Raw genomic sequence first — 18,865 nt, forward strand, 5'->3', positions numbered from 1 at the left:
GCCATGGCGTATGTGGACAAAGGACCAGATCCAAAACCGGTAGCGTTAACACATGCTCAAATTCTCCTTGCCCCAGCGGCGCATCGGCCTTGTCGGCATAGCCGCGGCCACCATGCTGGCTGCCAGCGCGTGCCAAGCACCGGCCACGATCGAAAAGGCCGACGTTGCTGCCTGGAAGGCAAAGGTTCTCCCCACCGTGAGCGGCACCGTAGTAGAGGACGCCGGGAAGATCCTGAACAGGGAACCCTTGACCAAAAATTCTGCCCGCATGCCTGCCGGGACCTACACGTTCACCATGATCTGCGACGGCGGCGGCAAAGCCTTTTTCGCTATTTCGGCAGGCAGCAACAAGATCGCAGACGCGACCGCGGCCTGCAACGCGAACCCCGACGTTGTGAAAATCAAAGTCCCCAGTGCCTCGGCGCTCACCATTTCGACAACCAGCGTGGACGTGCCGCAAATCTTCGCGTATCGCCTTGTCCCGGCAGCCGGCTAAAGCCGCTTAGCCTTTATGGGTGAGCTGACGCGGGCGTAAAGTCGATGCATGGGCAGCAACGCAGCTCGCTCGGCAACCATTCAGCGGCTGGTGCGGGCCGCCGTCGGGCTCTTAACCGTGGCGAGCATGGTCAGTGCCTGTGAGTACGCCTACGACGAGTCCGGTGGCCCAGGAGCAGCCGTGAGCACTGCTGCTGTTACCGCTACGGTTCCGCCCGACCCAACGCAAGAACAAGCAGTCACCGGCGAAGACTTGGACGCATGGGCTCAGGCCGCACTGCCGGAATCCCAAGGACAATCGTTCTTCGCCAGCAGCGGGTATGTGAACGCCGGGGAATCAGCGTCGGGGCAAACCGTTTCACTGCCTGCGGGCACCTATGCGGTCACCATGGCTTGCCGCGCTACCCGCAGGGTGTCCTTTACCGTTAAGGCCGGTGACTCCACCCTGTTGAACCTCACCTTGAGCTGCGCCTCTGCGAGGGTCAGCGTTGTCCAGGTGGTTAAGGACGGCGTACTTTCGATCACAGTCGCCTCGAAATTCGAGGCGAATTTTGCTTACAGGGTGAGCCGGCTTTAGCCAGCCACTTCGGCAGCTTTGCAGCCCTCCGGGCAACGAAGAGTTTCCGGGCTCGAGGCACAGTCGCCGCAGTACAGGGTCAGGGTCCGGCAAGTGGGATTTGAGCAGTTCTCGAACTTGTTGGTCGGAGCCGAGCAACGGACACACTCCCCGATGGTTTTGGCTTCCTCGCTGAACTCGACGTGCATGCGCTTGTCGAAAACGTAGAGCGATCCTTCCCACAGGCCCTTGTCCTTGAACGTCTCGCCGTAGCGGACGATGCCGCCGTCGAGCTGGTAAACCTCTTTGAAGCCACGATTCACCATCAGGCTTGAAAGTACCTCGCATCGGATCCCGCCGGTGCAATACGTCACCACGGGCTTGTCCTTCAGGGCGTCGTACTTTCCGGAATCCAGTTCCTTGATGAAATCGTGGGTCGTCTCCACGTCCGGCACTATGGCGTCCTTGAACTTGCCTATTTGGGCCTCGAACGCGTTCCGGCCGTCGAAAAACACCACGTCCTCGCCACCGGACTTTTTTGCTTCCACGAGTGCGTGAACTTCCTCGGGCTGCAGATGGGTGCCACCGCCGACGACGCCGTTCTGGTCCACTTTCAGTTCCCCGGGGGCTCCGAACGAGACGATCTCGTCCCGCACTTTGACGCTTAGTCGCGGAAAGTCAGCCGCGCCTCCCTCGGACCACTTGAAGTCGATGTCATGGAAGCCTTTGTACTCCCGCGTCGTCTTGACGTACTGCTTCATGTCCTCCAGACGGCCGCCGACCGTAGCATTAATGCCGTCTTTCGAAATGAGGATCCGGCCCCTCAGCCCCAATTTCTCGCACAGGGCACGCTGCCACAGACGCACAGCGTCCGGGTCGGCGATCGGGGTAAAGCCGTAGAAGAGAACAATCCTGTTTAAAGCCACTATCCAAGGGTACTGGGTGGGCCAAAATCGGCGGCTTCCAAGGACTGGTTCCCCAAGGCCCCGGCGGCCGTCAAAAGAAGAAGTCACAATTGCATAAGCAACACTCACTCCGATGGCAACGCTCTGTTGATTCCCGGAACGCTGGCATAGTCTCTCTACATGAATCCAGATGCCTTGGTTGAAGACATTGCGCACCTCTTGGAAGTGTGGGTGGCCGGCTGGTCCGGGTGCCGGGGTTACGAAACACGCCCGGAGGGACGCTTCACTGCGGCACTGCGGGCCGACAAAACCGGTGACTGGGAGTACTTCGCCCACGATCCTTCCGATGAAGAATTCACGGCCTTGGCAGCCACGACCGCTGAAGCCAAGAACCGGATACTGACCGTCCTCACCAACGACGTTCAACGCTACAAATACCTGGCCGGACTTCATGGCCTCAAGGTCACCTCAGCCTCCCAAACGATGATGATCGTGGACATGCAAACCCAGGACGCCGAGGACCCCTGGCTGCCGGACGACGACCTGCAACTGGCGACCTCGGAGGCCAAAGGCGTCCACCACGCAGTGGTCCATTCAGGTGAGCAAGTCGCCGCCAGCGGACGAGTGTTCGTTGTCAATGGAACCGCAGTCTTCGACAAGATCGTCACCGAGCCTGCATTCCAGCGGCGCGGGCTGGGAACCTTCATCATGAAGGCGCTCGCAGCACAGGCGTATGCGAACGACGTCGAAAACGGGCTCCTCCTCGCCTCCTTGGACGGCCAAAAGCTCTACTCCCACCTGGGTTGGGACGTTGTTTGCCACGTGCTGATGATGTCTGCCGGTACTGATGAGGATTCTGACCTTTCGGGCGCGTAGCCGATAGCGAGTCTGGAGCGCCCGGCGAACGGGTGCGTGCCGCTGTCGGCACGGGTTGCCACCGCACAGTGACAGAATGATTCGGTGGCTGCACCTCATTCCCTGATCTCCTTGCTGGGCCGGACCCCGGACCCCGAACAGTTGCGCCATGTCCACACCATTCCGGCCAGGAAGGCCGTGAACGAACCTTGGCCGGGTTGGGTCCACCCCGACGTCGTGGGTTCCTACCAGACCTTGGGCATCCACGAGCCCTACCGGCACCAGATCCAAGCAGCGGAACTCGCCCATTCCGGTCAACACGTAGTTATCGCCACCGGTACGGCTTCCGGAAAGTCCCTCGCGTATCAACTGCCGGCGCTGGACGCGATACACCGGTCTGAATTGCGCGTGCTCGCCGATCCGGGGAAGATCCACGACGACGGTGCTGTGACGCTGTATCTCTCCCCTACGAAAGCCTTGGCGGCGGACCAATTGGCCGCGATCCGCGCGTTGAAGTTGCCGACCGTTCGAGCAGAGACTTACGACGGCGACACGGACCCCGCGTCCCGGCGCTGGATTCGTGACCACGCCAATTTCATCTTGGCCAATCCCGACATGCTGCATTTTGGCATCCTTCCCAACCACACCTGGTGGGCACGGTTCTTCCGGCGACTCCGATACGTGATCGTGGACGAGGCACACAGCTACCGCGGAGTCTTCGGCTCCCACGTAGCCAACTTGATGAGGCGGCTCCGCCGGATCTGTGCGTACTACGGAGCAGGCTCGTCCTTCCCTGAGCCCGTATTCATCGCAGCCTCGGCTACGGCCTCGGAGCCCGGTGTTTCCTTCGGCCGCTTGATCGGCGCACCGGTCCGGGAAGTATCGGAGGACTGCTCGCCGCACGGGTCCACCACGGTAGCTTTCTGGGAGCCCGCGCTTACGGAGGTCAAGGGCGAGAATGAGGCCAAGCAACGCAGGACGGCAGTGGCAGAAACCGCAGATATCCTTGCCAACCTCGTTTCCTCCCGGGTGAGGACCATTGCGTTCATCAAGTCCAGGCGTGGTGCGGAATCGATAGCGTCCATCACCAAGAGATTGTTGGACGAGGTGGATCCGAGCCTGCCCGGCCGGGTGGCCGCTTACCGTTCCGGCTACCTCCCCGAAGAGCGGCGCGCGTTGGAACAAGCTTTGAGGTCCGGGCAGTTGTTGGGAGTCTCCAGTACCTCGGCGTTGGAACTTGGAATCGACATCTCGGGACTTGATGCCGTCTTGATTGCCGGCTGGCCAGGCACGCGGGCCTCGTTGTTCCAACAGATCGGACGCGCGGGCCGTGCCGGACAAGATGCCATCGCTGCTTTTGTTGCCAGCGACGATCCCTTGGATACGTACTTGGTAAACCATCCCGAGGCCGTGTTTGACGTCTCGGTGGAAGCCACGGTTTTCGATCCCGGGAATCCCTATGTTTTGGGGCCGCACCTGTGTGCCGCTGCGGCCGAGCTGCCCATCGGTCACGCAGAGCTCAGCCTCTTCGGTCCGTCGGCGGAGGGTCTCCTTGATCGCCTCGTGGATCAGGGGTACTTGCGGAAGCGCCCGGCTGGATGGTTTTGGACCCACCCGGAAAGCGCCGCCGGCATGGTTAACCTCAGGGCCGACGGCGGCGGACCGGTAAGCATCGTGGACGCCGAAACGGGTTCTTTGTTGGGGACGATGGATTCGCCACAAACCCACTACCAGGCCCACACCGGGGCCATCTACGTCCACCAGGGCGACAGCTACCTTGTGGAGGAACTCAACGAGGTAGACCACTGTGTGATGGTCAGGCGGGTAAATCCCGACTTCTACACCACGGCACGGGATGTGACCCAGATAGAGGTCCTCGAAACATCCCGATCGGCACAGTGGGGCGACATCACGGTGCATTTCGGTGATGTCAAAGTGACGACGCAAGTGGTTTCCTTTCAACGCAAAGCCCTCATTTCCAATGAGATCCTGGGTGAAGAGCCCTTGGATCTTGGCGCCCGTGACCTCTTCACGAAAGCGGTCTGGTTCGTGGTGGAGAACCGTTCCCTGCACGCTGCGGGCCTTGTGGAGGCACAGTTCCCCGGGGCGCTGCACGCTGCCGAGCACGCCGCAATCGGGCTTCTGCCTCTGGTCGCGTCCAGTGACCGTTGGGACATTGGTGGTGTTTCCACGGCTTTGCACGCTGACACGGGAGTGCCGACGATCTTTGTCTACGACGGGCACCCCGGCGGGGCCGGGTTTGCCGAGCGCGGCTTCGAAAAGGCGAAGACTTGGCTGACCGCTACCAAAGACGCGATTAAAGCCTGCGAGTGTGAAGCCGGCTGCCCGTCCTGCGTCCAGTCCCCCAAGTGCGGGAACAAGAACAATCCGCTGGACAAAGCAGCCGCCATCACCCTCTTAAATGTCCTGCTCCGGGATGCCAGCTGATCCGAGGCCGTGTAGGTCTAGGGCGGAGGTCCTGCGCGTGCGCGTCCAGTTGCCGAACCCCACGGGATCGGTGGTTGGGCGAGTTCTGTCAACACGTCCACCACCTCCTTCCCCGCCACTGAGCACGATGAGAGCCTTGCGCCTTCGTGCTCAGCGACATCCGCCGCGACACTACACGGTTCCCCCGGTGCGAGCCCACGGGCAGCATCGGCCGCGGCTAGTGCCGCGAGGTCGGCAGCAGACTCCGCCCGTGCTGTCATCACCCCTGCTTGGGCAAGCATCAACAACCCGGCTAACAGCGCCAACACCACCATCCCCAGGACCAAAGCCAGCACAGTTCCCGAACCGCGATCGCCGTGGTCCTGGGCCGCCCTGGCTCTCCGACACGTCATGGGATGCCTGACTCTGACTTGGCCGAAGCTGCAGCAGTCAAGGTCCACGGGATGATTGGCCCCAATGCACCTCCCACCCGCGCCGAGGCTCTGACCGTCACCCAGCCGGCGTCGTTGGCTACCGCTAAATTCGCACCTTCGCCCGCAAGACGGCGAACGGTACCTTCCACTGCCGTGGAGCTGTCACCGCGGGCGGAAGCCCGTGCTCCTGCCCTCACGGCTTCCTCCAGACGCAGTTGCGTAATGCCCGCAGCTCCACCTGCCAAAAGGAAGGACAACAGCAACACCACCGCGGGCAACGCGACCGCAAACTCCGCTGTGACCGCGCCGAGCTCCTTGGCCGAAATGACCTGTTGTGCCGGGACCGGCGTCCGGACCTGGCACAACCGTGGCGTCACACCGTCCCCGCTGCTTGCCGCTACCACTGGAATCATGGCAAAGAAAGTGCGGTGCGAACCAGGTTCAGCAGGAAACCACGAACTTCCTCGCTCCGAAGGATGACCACCAACAGGCCCGCAAATCCAACTGCCGCGAGGGTGGCGATGGCATATTCGGCCGTGGCCATGCCCGCTTCGCCGCACAACAGGCGGCCCCGACGTGGGGCACTCCACGGGCCGAGGAACCTGCGAACGGCTGTCAGCATAGGGATTCTCCGGCGGCCTCCGCCCGCAGCGGGACGCCGGCCGCTGATCCGGCCGAAGAGAATCCTCGATGTGGCGAATAGGATCTTTGCCGAGATTTTCATGGTTTCCTTTCGTGGTTCTTTCAGTGGTTAGCTCAGGCTTTGTTTTCACGAACTGACTCTCAGTGGCTCGCAGGCTCAACTCTTCCTTTGCCTGCTCATCGTGCACAGAGCCGGCTTTCCGCAAGTGGATAACTGCTGAGATTCGTCGGATGTGGAGGGAAGGTAAGAGCGCCTTTCTCCGCTCAAGCCGGGGGCAGCATGGCAATCAAGACCGGAACGATGCCCAGGCAGATAAAGGCAGGCAAGGAGCACAAGCCCAAAGGAACCACTAGCTTCACGCCAAGCGCCGCAGCCCGTTTCTCGGCAGCCCGAAATTGCTCACGGCGTTCCCTTGCCGCCTGCGCATAGAGGAGTGAGGCGGAAGGTGCCCCTGTGAGCGCCGCAAAGGCCAGGGCATCTTTCAGGCGGGAAACTTCAGGCGTTGGCTGAGTGGGCGTTCGCCAGGCTGTCTCCCAGTCGGCTCCGATGGCGAGGGCTGCTACAACGGGACGTAGCGAGCGGCTGACCGGGGGCGAAGCGCACTTGGCCACCAGTTCCAGTGCCCGGCCGATACCCGCGCCGGCGTCGAGCATCGACGCCACGAGTTCCAGCATCATCGCAACATCACTGAGGCCGTCCAAGTCACTGACGCCGTCCACGGGTACGTCCAACTCGAGAAGGGCTGTGGAACTGCCCAAACCGGGCGTCCCTTGCCGGGCGGACGGACGCCCGGAGCGGGCAATCAACTGCCTTCGAACATGCGACGGCGATGCGAACCACAGGAACGCGGCAACTGCCAAGAGTGCCACCATCGCCCCGGGCTGAAGCATCATGCCGGCCCTTGGGCTGCAGATGACACCAACCGAGTGGACCACACCCGGCCGGCCACAGTCAGCACAAGCCCTGCTGCAAGTGTGGCTGCTCCGAAGATGTTGCCGAGCAGGATTCCCAGGGGGTCCACTCCCAAGGCCATCCCCAGCACCAGTCCCACGACCGGTAGCCATGAGAGCAAGCGCACGGTGGCCTTGGGGCCTGCGAGCGCCGTTTGACGGGCTGCTTCGGAATCTTCTTCGGCTTCAAGCTGGGCGGCAAACCGTGTCAGTAGGGCGGCGAGTGGGCAACCACTTGTTTCGGCGATATCGAGGCAGGCTACAAGCTCCATCCAAACTCTTCGTTCGGGGCTTCTTCTCTGGGTGTAACCCTTGGCTGCAGCTGCGCGGATCGCTTGGGCCGGAGAGCTTCCAACAGTTGCCGCTGCCCTTGCCGCGGAAACTACTTTCAAGGCTGTCGGGGACAACGCGGCCCTGCTGCGATCCATGTGGTGGTGGTCCTCTTCCGGAGGGGGAGCGTGGACCACCCATAGTTCCTCCCAAAGTCTCGATGATCCACGCCCACCCCGTAGCAATGCGGCTAACTGTTGAACCAAAACCCCCAGGGACAGGGGCTGCGGCGCGCCTGCCGAGAAACGGAGTCGTCGCACTATCCGGATGAAACCTGCAGCTCGTCCACGTTCTGGGAAGTCGACTCCACGGCTCGCGCTGAGATGTCGGAGGTCGATCCGGGGACGGCGTAGCTGCAGCCATGCGGCGAGCGCTACCAGAATGATTGTTGCTGTCACGTTGCCGCACCCTCGCCATGTACCGGACTGGTTCCACGAGGGGTTCCCTGAGGGATATTGAACGCATCATGAGGCTTATCCAAGGAGAGCCTGGATGCGAGAACCTCCCACGCGGCTTCGCGAGTGAATCCGTGGGAGCCCCATCGTAGTGCCGCGACCACCGTTTGTCCGCCAGCGGAATCTACGAGAACACCGATCGACGTGACTTTCCGTCCGGACTGAGTCCGATCCACATGAATCACCACCTCCAAGGCACTGGCCACTTGTAGCCGCACTGCCTCAGCATTGAGGCCGGCAAGTGCCCCAAGGGCGACCAGCCGCGCCGGGACCGCTTCAGCAGTGTTGGCATGGATAGTCCCGCCACCACCGGTGTGTCCGGTGTTCAGTGCCGTCAGCAATTCCCGAACTTCCGCCCCTCGACATTCGCCGACTATCAGCCTGTCCGGGCGCATGCGCAAGGCCTGGCGGACCAGGTCTCCGAGATCCAAGGCGCCTCCGCCCTCGAGGTTCCCGTGGCGGGACTCAAGCGTCACCACGTGCGGATGGACGGGGTTAAGTTCTGCGGCATCTTCGATCAGCACGAGGCGCTCGGCGGGGTGGCTCAACCCCAGCATCGTCGATAGCAAGGTGGTCTTTCCGGAGCCGGTTGCACCCGAAATCAGGAAGCTGAGCCTACGGTCGACGATCGCTCGAAGCACAGTTTCAACTTCCTCCGTGAACATCCCCAACTCCCGCAATTCGGCCAAAGTGAAGACTTCCTCCCGGCGGATTCGGACGGAGAGCAATGTCCCGGCCGTGGAAATGGGTGGGAGGACGGCATGGACCCGGTATCCGCCCGGGAGCCGTACGTCCACGCAAGGGGAGCCATCGTCCAAGCGACGTCCACCTGCGGCGACCAGGCGGGCAGCAAGAGCCCTGACCTGGTGTTCGTTGACAAAGCGGATGGATGTCCGTTCCAAGCCATGGCCACGGTCCAGCCACACAGAGTCCGGCCCATTGACGAAGATGTCCGTGACCGACCGGTCTTGGGCGGCCTGCTGCAAGGGTCCCAAGCCGTTTAACTCGGCGTTGATGGACTCCGCAGCTTCCAAGGCGCCGGCCGTTCCCAGCAATCTGCCGCTGGCTTGGACCGCGGCGGCGACCACGGATGGCGTCACAGGTCCAGCGCCAGCGAGGATCGACTCCCGGACTGTCTCAAGTAGGCCTGCATCAATCCGGCTGCCCGGTAGGCGACGATCCACCCTCTCCGCACCCCTTCGCCAGTCACTTGGTTCAGGGAGTGCCCGGCCCGCACGCCGCGGATTCACTGTGGGATTCACTGCTTTGTACCCTTCAATTCAAGTACGTCCTGAACAAACCGATTCACCTGTTTACGCCGACCCAACTCCAAGAGGCGGCCCTGCTCTGTTCCGGCCGCGACGCCCCGTACCTCGGGCAGGAGCCCCGACAGCGGTAGCCCCAGGGATTCCGCTATCAGCGGGGCGTCCACGGCCGAAGTGCCAGAGCCACGGACAATCAGCCCGGTATCGACCGGCGGAAGATCGCTCAGGAGGCGGGCCGTGGCAACTGCGGATTTGAGCTGGGGTGTGGACAGAATCAGCATCCTGTCGCATTCCCATGCGAGCGCCATCAGCCCCTCTCCGCTGCGTCCTACATCCACGAGGATCAGTTCGAAACTTCTCCTGGCAGCATCAAGGACGGCGGCCACTGCGCTGGCATCAGCGGTGGTAACGGCTTCGCGCTTTCCCGGCCATGACAAGTAGGCGAATCCTCCGGAGACCGGCAGCGAATCCCGGAACTGGGTGGGATCGAGGCTCCCCCGCGTTTCAAAGAAGTCCGGCCACCGGAGGCCGGGAACGTCTTCCGTGGTAATTGCTAACTCAATACCTCCGCCCCATGGGTCTCCGTCGATCAGCAACGTGCTGATTCCTTCTCCAGCGGCACCCTGGGCCAGCCAGATTGCAGCCGTGGTCGCTCCCACCCCGCCGCTACCGCCAATAAGTCCGAGGACCTCCCCTCCGGGTTCGGGGGCGCCAGACATGCTGAGGTGCTCCGCCAGCCACGTAGCAGCTTCGGGGAGAACAGCAACTCTTTCAGCTCCCAAAGCGGTGGCCAGCCGCCAAAGCCCGTCCCCCTCCGAGGCCCTGCCAATCAGCGCGGCCGGTGCCTGGCGTCGTGGGGGAATCTCGCGGATGTCGCTGCCCACCAACACGACATCAGCGTTATCCCATTCGCGCATGGCAGCTGCCACGTCGGGTGCTGTTCGCAGGCTCCCACCAGCGGCCGCCACAACACGTTCAACCTCTCCCCGCAGATACGGGTCAGCAGTGACCAGGAGTATCTCCGCGTTGCCAGGCGGCGGCCATGACCCGGCCGTGTCCTCTGTTGCGGGGTGGTTGCCGGATGGGAAGTGCCGAAGTTCTCGCCTGCTCATGCAGCTACTCTGTCCAAGCCCACGGATGTTGGTAAGTTCCGGCTGGCGCTATGTGCATAAATAGCGTGTTCGGGCTCTTGTTGAGGGAAGGTGGTCCGTCCCCCGCCGCGGCACCGCCGGGCGATCCACCGGGTGGTCCCCGCTGGCTCGCCCTGCTGCCTGGTCTCGGGCCAAAACACCCCCCATCAACAAGGCAGAATGGAACCCATGTATCTGCTGCTCGCTCCCCACCCTGAAGGGGCAGCCATACAAAGGATCTCCCCCGCCGGGACAGCCACGAATGACGCTCGCGTGGTCACGCGGGGTGAGTTGGCCGGCGTCGTACGTGAATATGAGACCCAACGTCCGCGCTGGGTCTGGCATCGGGCGCAGGACTGGTACCCCGTGCTTGTGGCCGAGGGCGTTGAGCTCGAGCGCTGCCACGACCTGGCCCTCTGCCGAGCCATCCTGGCGAACTCGGAATTCACTGCCCATACCGACTATCCACGCCAGGCCGCGCATGCGAGGTTCGACGAGGATATTGTTCCCGCACGGGCCTTGCAACCACCTCCCGTCCCGTCAGAGCAGGGAGCCCTCTTTGAGGAAATCACCCCTTCCCTCCCAACCCTCGGATTAGCGGAACTGAAGGAAGAGTTCGCGGCCCAGCAGCGCGCGGTGGCACACGTGACAACGGAAGGCCAACGCCGTCAACGCCTGCAGCTACTGCTCGCAGCAGAATCGGCGGGCGGTATGATCGCCGTCGAAATGCAACACACCGGCGTCCCGTGGCATGAGGACGCGCACCGACAGATACTTGCGGACGTCCTCGGGGAACGTCCGCATCCCGGCCACAGGCCACCGGCCCTGGAGGAACTGTGCAGGGAGTTGCGGATCATCCTGAACTCCCCGGCGCTGAACCCGGACTCGCCCCAGGAGCTCATGCGGGCGCTGCATCGGAACGGCATCGAGGTTAAGAGCACCCGGAAATGGGAGCTCCAGGAATCGAACCATCCTGCCATCGCCCCGCTGCTGGCCTACAAGAAGCTCTCCCGCCTGCACACAGCAAACGGGTGGGCGTGGCTGGACGCCTGGGTGCACGACGGGCGCTTCCACCCCGAGTACGTGGTGGGCGGCGTCGTCTCTGGCCGCTGGGCCTCCCGCGGCGGCGGGGCCCTCCAGATTCCGCGCAACATCAGGTCGGCGGTGCGGGCCGATCCGGGCCATAAACTCATCGTTGCCGATGCCTCGCAGCTCGAACCGCGCGTGCTGGTGGCTTTGGCCCAAGACACCAAAATGGCCGAAGCTGCGCGGGACAAGGATCTCTATGCCGGCATCGCCGCTCAAGGCTTTGGTGGCGACAGGGCGAAGGCAAAGGTGGCACTCCTCGGTGCCATCTACGGCGCGACTACTGGCGAGTCCGGCAGGCTCATGCCACAGCTGACGCGCACTTATCCCCGGGCCGTGGGTTTCGTCGAGCAGGCGGCGCGGGAGGGCGAAGCTGGGCGGACTGTCACCACGCGTCTCGGGCGGAGCAGCCCGGTGCCGTCGAACGGTTGGTTCCTCAGCCAGCAATCCACCACAGCGGAGGAGCAACGACGCGCCGACAACCTCGCGCGCTCCCGCGGAAGATTCACGCGAAACTTCGTAGTCCAAGGCTCGGCCGCCGAATGGGCAGCGTGCTGGTTGGCAGAATTACGACGGCGGCTGCGCGCCCTGCGTGCCGACGGCCGCCCTGCCGAGCTCGTCTTCTTCCTGCACGACGAAGTCATGGTGCACGCCAGGGAGGACACGGTGGACGCCTGCATCAGCGCGATCGAGGAGGCCGCCGTCGCAGCCAAGGAGCTCATGTTCGGCCCAATTCCGGTCGAGTTTCCGGTGAGCATCGCCGTCGTCGACTCTTATGACAAGGCTAAGTAGCCTCCCAGCTACAGGGAGATCTCGTGCGTTCGGTCCTTATCCCACGGAACGGTCCATCCAAGTTCCTCGAATAGTCCGCTGAGCACCATCCCAGTGAAACCCCACACCAGGAGGCCATTGATGGTGAATGCCGGGCTGCTGAAAGTCCGCCCGAACCGCGAAATGGTTGCTGTGACCCTGTTGGCAGGATCGAGCAGGTCCCGCACGGGCACGCGGAACACCTGGGCGGATTCGGCGTAATCCACAACGCGAACAGGTGAGGGCGAGTCCCACCACGCCAACACCGGAGTGACCCGGAAATTGCTGCGGATGAGCCCCAGTTCAGGGATCACACCCAACACCCTCACGCCACTGGCATCGAGGCCGGTCTCCTCGACCGCTTCACGAAGGGCGGCGTGGACCACCGATTCATCGCCCGGATCCACACTCCCTCCCGGGAACGCCACTTGGCCGGGATGCTCACCCAAGGTGTGGGCGCGCTCCAGCAAAAGTACGTCAAGATCCGTGGGCGCAATCGCTCGGCGCAGATCAGCTGAAGCGCCGTCCAGCATGCCGAAAAGCATCAAGACCGCGGCAGGCCGAGTGGTCTCCGGGCTGACTGCCAGTTGCGCCCAGTGGGAGGAGACATGGTCTTCGCCCAGCTCGAAGCGCGTCACGAGTCCGGCCAGGTCCTCAAGGGCGCTCACTCGGGCCTCCTTTGTGCTTCCATCCGAATATCCGCAGCACGATGGGTTTCCGCCAAAAACTTCTCAAGCAATGCCTCGTTGCCGGGCGCGAGCTCGTACTTCAAGAGCTTGGCTGCCTTCACAGGATCCGTTTCACCATCCCCGTAGCTGGGACAGAGGCTTGCTACCGGGCAGGCCCCGCACGCTGGCTTCCGGGCGTGGCAGACCCTGCGCCCATGAAACACCACGCGATGGGAAAGCATGGTCCAGTCCCTGGCCTCGAAAAGCTCGGCGACGTCGAATTCGATCTTCACGGGATCATCGGATTCGGTCCAACCGAATCGACGGGCCAAACGGCCAAAGTGGGTATCCACGGTAATTCCCGGCACGCCGAACGCGTTACCCAGCACCACATTGGCGGTCTTGCGCCCGACGCCGGGAAGCGTCACCAGATCTTCCAGACGACCCGGGACCTCGCCGTCGAACTCATCGACCAAACGGTTGCTCAGCGCCAGAACATTGCGGGCCTTGGCGCGGAAGAAACCCGTGGGCTGGAGGATTGCTTCCAACTCCGCCGTGTCTGCCTCAGCCAAGGCGCGCGCATCGGGGTATCGGGCGAACAGGATTTTTGTGACCTGATTGACCAACACGTCCGTGGTCTGTGCCGAGAGGACAGTGGCTACAACCAGCTCAAACGGATTCCTGAAATCCAGCTCCGCATGCGCGTATGGGTACTTGTCCGCAAGAACCCTGTTGATCTTGCGGGCCCGGCGCTTGAGGGCGAGCATCGAACCAGCTTGGGCAGCGGCCATGGCGTCCCTGCTAACCGCGCTCGATGTTGCTGAGTTCGCGAAGAACTCCAACCTTGCCGTCGGTGTCCTGGACCAGGAATTCATGGCCGCGGTCCTCCAAGGCGAGCACCCAACCTCCTGGGTCGATGGTGAATGCGGGCGCACCGGAACGCTCATCGTAGGCCGTGCGTGGTTGGGCAACAGCGAACCAAAACGCCTCGTAAGCCACCGGAGCGGACTCATCCGGGCGGTTGGCGGGATCAACGGTGGCGCCGATGGAATCCGCCACGGCGGCGGTGCTGCCCGACACGATGGGAGTCGCCATGGTGGCCGCCCAAGGACGCTCACCGGGCGCCTGGGCAACTGTGGTCTGTGGAACTACAGGCTGCGGACCCACGGGCTGCGGCGGTGCCGCCTGACCTGAAGCGGGCGCCGGCGACGCCCCAGAAGTAACGCCGGGAGCGGCCGACGTTGGGCTGGCTCCGCCTCCTGCCGTTCCTGAAACACCGGCCGCCGCAGGCGCGGATGAGACGGGCACGGATGACACAGGCGCGGCGGGCGAAACAACGGTCTGGGCGGGCACGGATGACACAGGCGCGGCGGCGGGTTTCGGTGTCTTGGGTGCTTTCGGCGGACGCGGCGCTACCGGCTTTCGGCTCGGTATGGCGGCTTCGCGGGCCACGATGTGCGCAGGTACTTCCACACGTGCCTTGAAATCGGTGGAAAGCAAGGGCAGGTGGGGAGCCAGCACGGTAGCGACGAGCAAGCCGACGGAACCCACCAGGCCCACCAGGACGCCGGTGTTATAGGAATTGGCGATGGTCAGGAAGAACAACGGAACCGCGAAAGACGCCGTGACCGAGGCAAATTGGTCGATCGAGAGCGAACCGATCCGCAGGTGCACGCTGGGGCGCAGCCGACGTGCCACAAAGAGGGCCACCACCACTAACGGCAGGATGATTCCCAGCAGCAAGAAGAAGAGGTTGCCCACGTTCCAGAGGTTGTAGACACCCGCGAACATAGGCAGCAACGACGCGACAAACATCAGGAGGGTGGAACCAAAAACCGTCAGGTCGCGGACGGTGAAGGGGCCCACAACGGCGTCGTACTTCTGTCCGCTACCCGCCGTGGAATGGGGCGCGCCAGCCGTGGTGTCCGGTCCCGTCGGCTGTGAGTCGTTCGGGTCAGGGCTCAGCTGGGTCATGTATTTCTCCTTCGTACGGCGACGCCTTGGACAGTCGGGTCCGGTAATCCCGCCGAATTGCGCGGGCGGACAGGACACTCCTCTGATGAGTCCCAAGACCACTTCAGCCTATGCCACCCCTCAGACACTGTTCCAGCGCAAACCCCTTCGATGGCCTCGCCCACAGCAAACTCCAAGCTGGCACACAGACCGGCTTCGCGGAAGGACACTCCGACTTCGCCCCCCCCCTTTGTGACGACGCACACGTGCGATGTCCCCCAAAGCGATAGTGTTGATGGCGGACAGAGCACTACGGAACGTCCTCTGACCGCACGACGCCGGACGCCGGCCCGGGTGCGGGCGCAGGGCAGCGTCCGTGGCAGCAAAGATCGATGAATGATGAGGTTCACCATGTCTCAGGACACCACCGGATCCACGGCCACCGCTGCAGCTTCAACCGCTCAAGGCCAAGCCCCCCACGTCGATGCCTTCGAAAACCTCCTCCACGAAAACCGCCACTTCGCGCCGTCGGCTGAGTTCGCAGCGAACGCGGTGGTCTCGGCAGGGGTTTACGCAGAAGCAGACGCCGACCGCCCGGCGTTTTGGGCCAAGCAGGCCCGTGAGCTGCTGAGCTGGGACAAGGACTTCACTGAAACCCTGGATTGGTCCAATCCGCCCTTTGCCAAGTGGTTCGTCGGTGGTGAGGTCAATGCGGCCTACAACGCGCTGGACCGTCACGTCGAGAACGGCCTCGGTGACCGGGTAGCGATCTACTTTGAGGGCGAACCCGGAGATACACGCACGTACACATACGCGGAGCTCACCGAAGAAGTTAAGAAGGCCGCCAACGCCTTCGAAGCCCTCGGAGTCGCAAAGGGCGACCGCGTGGCCGTGTACCTGCCGATGATTCCCGAGGCAGTCATCACCCTGCTTGCCTGCGCCAGGATCGGCGCTGTGCACTCAGTGGTGTTCGGCGGTTTCTCCGCGGACGCCCTGCGTTCCCGCATCGAGGATGCCGAAGCCAAACTCGTAGTCACCGCGGACGGCACGTACCGCCGCGGCAAGCCCAGCGCCCTGAAGCCGGCCGTGGACGAGGCGTTGTCCTCCATGGAAAACACCGGCGCACACTCTGTGAACCACGTGGTGGTGGTCAAGCGCAACGGCGAGGACGTCAACTGGGTGGAAGGCCGTGACCTGTGGTGGGACGACACTGTGGGAAAGGCGTCGAGCGAACACACCGCCGTCGGGCATGATTCCGAGCACCCGCTCTTCATCCTGTACACCTCCGGCACCACCGGCAAGCCCAAGGGCATCCTGCACACCACCGGCGGCTACCTCACCCAGGCCGCATTCACCCACAAGGCGGTGTTCGATCTCCACCCGGAAACGGACGTGTACTGGTGCACGGCCGACGTCGGCTGGGTCACCGGGCACTCCTACGTCACCTACGCACCGCTCATCAACGGCGCCACCCAAGTCATGTACGAGGGAACCCCGGACTCCCCGCACCAGGGCCGCTGGTGGGAAATCGTGGAGAAGTACAAGGTTTCCATCCTCTACACCGCCCCCACCGCGATCCGGACGTTCATGAAGTGGGGCCGGGAAATCCCCGCCAAGTACGATCTCTCTTCCATCCGCGTTCTGGGATCCGTGGGCGAACCCATCAACCCCGAGGCGTGGATGTGGTACCGGGAGGTCATCGGCGGCAACGCCGGCAAGAACGGCGAACGCAAGGAAAACCCTGCCCCGATCGTGGACACCTGGTGGCAGACCGAAACAGGTGCACAAATGATCGCGCCGCTGCCCGGCATCACGGCCACCAAGCCCGGCTCCGCGCAGGTGCCGCTGCCCGGAATCGCCGTGGACGTGGTGGACGAAGCCGGCGAGTCGGTGGCCAACGGTGAAGGCGGCTACTTGGTGGTCCGCGAACCGTGGCCCTCCATGCTCCGCGGTATTTGGGGCGACCCCGAGCGCTTCAAGGACACCTACTGGTCGCGCTTCGAGGCCATGTACTTCGCAGGCGACGGGGCCAAGAAGGACGACGACGGCGACGTCTGGCTGCTGGGGCGTGTGGATGACGTGATGAACGTATCCGGGCACCGCCTGTCCACCACCGAAATCGAATCCGCGCTGGTCTCGCACCCGTCCGTTGCAGAGGCCGCCGTTGTGGGCGCCGCCGACGACACCACCGGGCAGGCCATCGTCGCCTTCGTCATCCTCCGCGGTGACGCCGTGAACAGAGGCGACGAAACCGTCTTGGAACTGCGCAACCACGTAGGCAAGGAAATCGGTCCGATCGCCAAGCCCAAGCAACTGCTGATCGTGCCCGAACTGCCTAAAACACGCTCCGGAAAGATCGTCCGACGCCTCCTCAAGGACATCGCAGAAGGCCGCGACACCGGCGACGCCACCACGTTGGCAGACCCCGGCATCATGACCCAGATCGCCGAATCGCTCCGCAAGTAGCGTCCGGCGCTTTCCGCCAAGCCAAGAACGCTCGACGACGACGCCGCTCGCCACCGTGGTGAGCGGCGTCGTCGTGCGTTCGGTCCTAGACTGATGCCAGAGTCAAGCAAGTGTTTGACGAACCGCCCAGAAAGGCCCTGATGCTCCAAGCAGCCCGCCACTCGGCCATCATCGACGCCGTCCAACGCGAACGCGTGGTCCGGGTCTCGGACTTGGCGCAGATGCTGGGTGTCTCCGCCATGACGGTGCGCCGGGACATCGAGGCCTTGGAGGACTCCGGGCGTGTGGAGCGCATCCACGGTGGCGCCAAGCTGCCTGGCGATTCAAGCACCCACGAGCCCGGCTTCGAGCTCAAATCGACTCAGCTGACCGAGGAAAAGCACGCGATCGCGGTTGAGGCCGCCCGGATAGTGCAGCAAGGCATGGCCATTGGCCTGGGCGCCGGCACCACCACATGGGCCTTGGCCAAGGAACTGGTCCACGGTCCACGCATCACCGTGGTAACCAACTCCGTGCGGATCGCCGACCTCTTCCACCACGGCGCGTCGTCGGGCGCGGGCCGTTTCGGATCCACGGTCATCCTGATCGGCGGTGAGCGAACGCCGTCGGATGCCTTAGTTGGACCTATTGCTACGTCCGCGTTGAAGCAGCTCCATTTGGACGCCTTATTCCTGGGGGTTCACGGCATGGACACCCAGGCCGGTTTCACCACCCCGAACCTTTTGGAGGCCGAAACCGATCGCGCCTTCATGGCGTCCGCCCGGAGCACCATCGTCCTGGCCGACCACAGCAAGTGGGGCGTGACCGGGATTGCTTCGATCGCGCAGCTGGAGGAGGCAGACGAGCTCATCACGGATTCATTGCTTGGCGAGGACGCCCGGCGGGTGCTGGCTGAGAACGTTGCCAAGCTGACGATTGCGGGAAAGCCGTCGCCGCCAGATGGGCGTCAGGCCGTTTCCGCCAAGTAATCGATGGCGAGCTTGTATCCCAGCACGCCCGCTCCGACGATGATCGCGCTGCAGACCCCCGACAAGTAGGAGTGGTGGCGGAACTCTTCGCGCTGGTGCACGTTGGTGATGTGGACCTCGACCGCGGGCAACTGCACTGCCGCCAGCGCATCACGCAGGGCCACCGAGGTGTGGGTGAAGGCCCCGGCGTTGATCACGATTCCGACGGCGGTCCCCCGCGCCGCGTGGATGGCGTCCAGAAGGTCACCTTCGTGGTTGGACTGAACGCAATCCACGGTGAACCCATGGGAAGTGGCGGCCGCCATGGCAAGCTGCTCGACGTCGGCCAAGGTGGAGGTGCCGTACTTCTCGGGCTCACGGTTGCCGAGAAGGTTCAGGTTGGGTCCGTTGATCACGAGGATGGTACCGCGACCGGCTTCAGAGGCGGGGGTGGCTTCAGTCATGACTCCCAATCTATACGGTGCAGGGA

At 63.3% G+C, this 18,865-nt stretch carries 19 protein-coding genes; 7 read left to right on the forward strand and 12 right to left on the reverse strand.

What is annotated here, in order from left to right:
- The first annotated feature begins 52 nt into the window (after positions 1–52).
- Both QRN04_RS08420 and QRN04_RS08425 read left to right on the forward strand, forming a co-directional pair.
- Positions 53–496: a DUF6023 family protein gene (locus tag QRN04_RS08420; protein ID WP_284975562.1), complete on the forward strand. Its 444-nt coding sequence runs from the start codon at positions 53–55 to the stop codon at positions 494–496.
- 48 nt (positions 497–544) lie between these two features.
- Complete coding sequence (locus tag QRN04_RS08425) at positions 545–1,072, forward strand: DUF6023 family protein (RefSeq protein WP_284975563.1); 528 nt, start codon at positions 545–547, stop codon at positions 1,070–1,072.
- Here the strand turns inward: QRN04_RS08425 and trhO are convergent.
- Positions 1,069–1,977 (reverse strand): oxygen-dependent tRNA uridine(34) hydroxylase TrhO, encoded by a 909-nt coding sequence (gene trhO, locus QRN04_RS08430; RefSeq protein WP_284975564.1) that lies wholly within the window; start codon positions 1,975–1,977, stop codon positions 1,069–1,071. The two genes, QRN04_RS08425 and trhO, sit on opposite strands and share 4 nt — an antisense overlap.
- A gap of 159 nt (positions 1,978–2,136) precedes the next feature.
- Here trhO and QRN04_RS08435 point away from each other — a divergent pair, with 159 nt between their 5' ends.
- The gene (locus QRN04_RS08435) at positions 2,137–2,832 is read left to right on the forward strand and encodes a GNAT family N-acetyltransferase (protein WP_284975565.1); all 696 of its coding nucleotides are present in this window, start codon (positions 2,137–2,139) and stop codon (positions 2,830–2,832) included.
- Positions 2,833–2,916: 84 nt separating this feature from the next.
- Positions 2,917–5,259, forward strand: a complete 2,343-nt coding sequence (locus QRN04_RS08440; RefSeq protein WP_284975566.1) for a DEAD/DEAH box helicase — start codon at positions 2,917–2,919, stop codon at positions 5,257–5,259.
- Between the two features lie 17 nt (positions 5,260–5,276).
- Here QRN04_RS08440 and QRN04_RS08445 read toward each other — a convergent pair whose 3' ends face one another.
- The 7 genes from QRN04_RS08445 to ssd form a co-directional block, all read right to left on the reverse strand.
- Positions 5,277–5,651 (reverse strand): Rv3654c family TadE-like protein, encoded by a 375-nt coding sequence (locus QRN04_RS08445; RefSeq protein ID WP_284975567.1) that lies wholly within the window; start codon positions 5,649–5,651, stop codon positions 5,277–5,279.
- Entirely contained in the window at positions 5,648–6,085 is a 438-nt protein-coding gene (locus QRN04_RS08450; RefSeq protein WP_284975568.1) for a TadE family protein, read from the reverse strand. The genes QRN04_RS08445 and QRN04_RS08450 overlap by 4 nt, the downstream gene beginning before the upstream one ends.
- Positions 6,082–6,396, reverse strand: coding sequence for a DUF4244 domain-containing protein (locus QRN04_RS08455; protein WP_284975569.1), 315 nt, complete (start codon positions 6,394–6,396; stop codon positions 6,082–6,084). The genes QRN04_RS08450 and QRN04_RS08455 overlap by 4 nt, the downstream gene beginning before the upstream one ends.
- 182 nt (positions 6,397–6,578) lie before the next feature.
- Positions 6,579–7,208 carry a type II secretion system F family protein gene (locus tag QRN04_RS08460; protein WP_284975570.1) on the reverse strand — a complete coding sequence of 210 codons (630 nt, stop codon included), beginning with the start codon at positions 7,206–7,208 and terminating at the stop codon, positions 6,579–6,581.
- Positions 7,205–7,732 carry a hypothetical protein gene (locus QRN04_RS08465; protein ID WP_350224925.1) on the reverse strand — a complete coding sequence of 176 codons (528 nt, stop codon included), beginning with the start codon at positions 7,730–7,732 and terminating at the stop codon, positions 7,205–7,207. The genes QRN04_RS08460 and QRN04_RS08465 overlap by 4 nt, the downstream gene beginning before the upstream one ends.
- Positions 7,733–7,989: 257 nt before the next feature.
- Positions 7,990–9,234 carry a TadA family conjugal transfer-associated ATPase gene (locus QRN04_RS08470; protein WP_284975572.1) on the reverse strand — a complete coding sequence of 415 codons (1,245 nt, stop codon included), beginning with the start codon at positions 9,232–9,234 and terminating at the stop codon, positions 7,990–7,992.
- Positions 9,235–9,308: 74 nt separating this feature from the next.
- Positions 9,309–10,427, reverse strand: a complete 1,119-nt coding sequence (gene ssd / locus QRN04_RS08475; protein WP_284975573.1) for a septum site-determining protein Ssd — start codon at positions 10,425–10,427, stop codon at positions 9,309–9,311.
- Positions 10,428–10,634: 207 nt separating this feature from the next.
- On the opposite strand from ssd, the gene QRN04_RS08480 reads away from it, so the two are divergent.
- Positions 10,635–12,323, forward strand: coding sequence for a bifunctional 3'-5' exonuclease/DNA polymerase (locus QRN04_RS08480; protein WP_284975602.1), 1,689 nt, complete (start codon positions 10,635–10,637; stop codon positions 12,321–12,323).
- Positions 12,324–12,331: 8 nt separating this feature from the next.
- On the opposite strand, the gene QRN04_RS08485 is transcribed toward QRN04_RS08480, so the two are convergent.
- The 3 genes from QRN04_RS08485 to QRN04_RS08495 are packed head-to-tail and all read right to left on the reverse strand — an operon-like array spanning position 12,332 to position 14,983.
- Positions 12,332–13,009, reverse strand: a complete 678-nt coding sequence (locus tag QRN04_RS08485) for an NUDIX hydrolase (RefSeq protein WP_284975574.1) — start codon at positions 13,007–13,009, stop codon at positions 12,332–12,334.
- Positions 13,006–13,800 carry an endonuclease III gene (gene nth / locus QRN04_RS08490; protein WP_284975575.1) on the reverse strand — a complete coding sequence of 265 codons (795 nt, stop codon included), beginning with the start codon at positions 13,798–13,800 and terminating at the stop codon, positions 13,006–13,008. Before nth ends, QRN04_RS08485 begins: the two co-directional genes overlap by 4 nt.
- A gap of 10 nt (positions 13,801–13,810) precedes the next feature.
- Positions 13,811–14,983 (reverse strand): hypothetical protein, encoded by a 1,173-nt coding sequence (locus QRN04_RS08495; RefSeq protein WP_284975576.1) that lies wholly within the window; start codon positions 14,981–14,983, stop codon positions 13,811–13,813.
- 390 nt (positions 14,984–15,373) lie between these two features.
- Between QRN04_RS08495 and acs the strand changes: the two genes are divergently transcribed.
- Together acs and QRN04_RS08505 are read left to right on the forward strand one after the other, a co-directional pair.
- On the forward strand, positions 15,374–17,428 hold the full coding sequence (acs, locus tag QRN04_RS08500) for an acetate--CoA ligase (protein WP_284975577.1): 2,055 nt from the start codon (positions 15,374–15,376) through the stop codon (positions 17,426–17,428).
- Between the two features lie 140 nt (positions 17,429–17,568).
- Positions 17,569–18,396: a DeoR/GlpR family DNA-binding transcription regulator gene (locus QRN04_RS08505; RefSeq protein ID WP_284975603.1), complete on the forward strand. Its 828-nt coding sequence runs from the start codon at positions 17,569–17,571 to the stop codon at positions 18,394–18,396.
- Here the strand turns inward: QRN04_RS08505 and aroQ are convergent.
- Positions 18,375–18,839: a type II 3-dehydroquinate dehydratase gene (gene aroQ, locus QRN04_RS08510; protein ID WP_284975578.1), complete on the reverse strand. Its 465-nt coding sequence runs from the start codon at positions 18,837–18,839 to the stop codon at positions 18,375–18,377. The two genes, QRN04_RS08505 and aroQ, sit on opposite strands and share 22 nt — an antisense overlap.
- Positions 18,840–18,865 lie beyond the last annotated feature (26 nt).

It is taken from the genome of Arthrobacter sp. efr-133-TYG-104 (assembly GCF_030208915.1).
Lineage (GTDB): Bacteria > Actinomycetota > Actinomycetes > Actinomycetales > Micrococcaceae > Arthrobacter.

Excerpts from the sequence above, each read along its gene's own strand:
- QRN04_RS08435 (WP_284975565.1), top strand. The coding sequence starts at position 2,137 with ATGAATCCAGATGCCTTGGTTGAAGACATTGCGCACCTCTTGGAAGTG.
- QRN04_RS08450 (WP_284975568.1), bottom strand. The coding sequence starts at position 6,085 with ATGATTCCAGTGGTAGCGGCAAGCAGCGGGGACGGTGTGACGCCACGG.
- QRN04_RS08425 (WP_284975563.1), top strand. The coding sequence starts at position 545 with ATGGGCAGCAACGCAGCTCGCTCGGCAACCATTCAGCGGCTGGTGCGG.
- nth (WP_284975575.1), bottom strand. The coding sequence starts at position 13,800 with ATGGCCGCTGCCCAAGCTGGTTCGATGCTCGCCCTCAAGCGCCGGGCC.
- acs (WP_284975577.1), top strand. The coding sequence starts at position 15,374 with ATGTCTCAGGACACCACCGGATCCACGGCCACCGCTGCAGCTTCAACC.
- QRN04_RS08455 (WP_284975569.1), bottom strand. The coding sequence starts at position 6,396 with ATGAAAATCTCGGCAAAGATCCTATTCGCCACATCGAGGATTCTCTTC.
- QRN04_RS08495 (WP_284975576.1), bottom strand. The coding sequence starts at position 14,983 with ATGACCCAGCTGAGCCCTGACCCGAACGACTCACAGCCGACGGGACCG.
- QRN04_RS08445 (WP_284975567.1), bottom strand. The coding sequence starts at position 5,651 with ATGACGTGTCGGAGAGCCAGGGCGGCCCAGGACCACGGCGATCGCGGT.
- aroQ (WP_284975578.1), bottom strand. The coding sequence starts at position 18,839 with ATGACTGAAGCCACCCCCGCCTCTGAAGCCGGTCGCGGTACCATCCTC.
- QRN04_RS08460 (WP_284975570.1), bottom strand. The coding sequence starts at position 7,208 with ATGATGCTTCAGCCCGGGGCGATGGTGGCACTCTTGGCAGTTGCCGCG.
- QRN04_RS08420 (WP_284975562.1), top strand. The coding sequence starts at position 53 with ATGCTCAAATTCTCCTTGCCCCAGCGGCGCATCGGCCTTGTCGGCATA.
- QRN04_RS08480 (WP_284975602.1), top strand. The coding sequence starts at position 10,635 with ATGTATCTGCTGCTCGCTCCCCACCCTGAAGGGGCAGCCATACAAAGG.
- ssd (WP_284975573.1), bottom strand. The coding sequence starts at position 10,427 with ATGAGCAGGCGAGAACTTCGGCACTTCCCATCCGGCAACCACCCCGCA.
- QRN04_RS08505 (WP_284975603.1), top strand. The coding sequence starts at position 17,569 with ATGCTCCAAGCAGCCCGCCACTCGGCCATCATCGACGCCGTCCAACGC.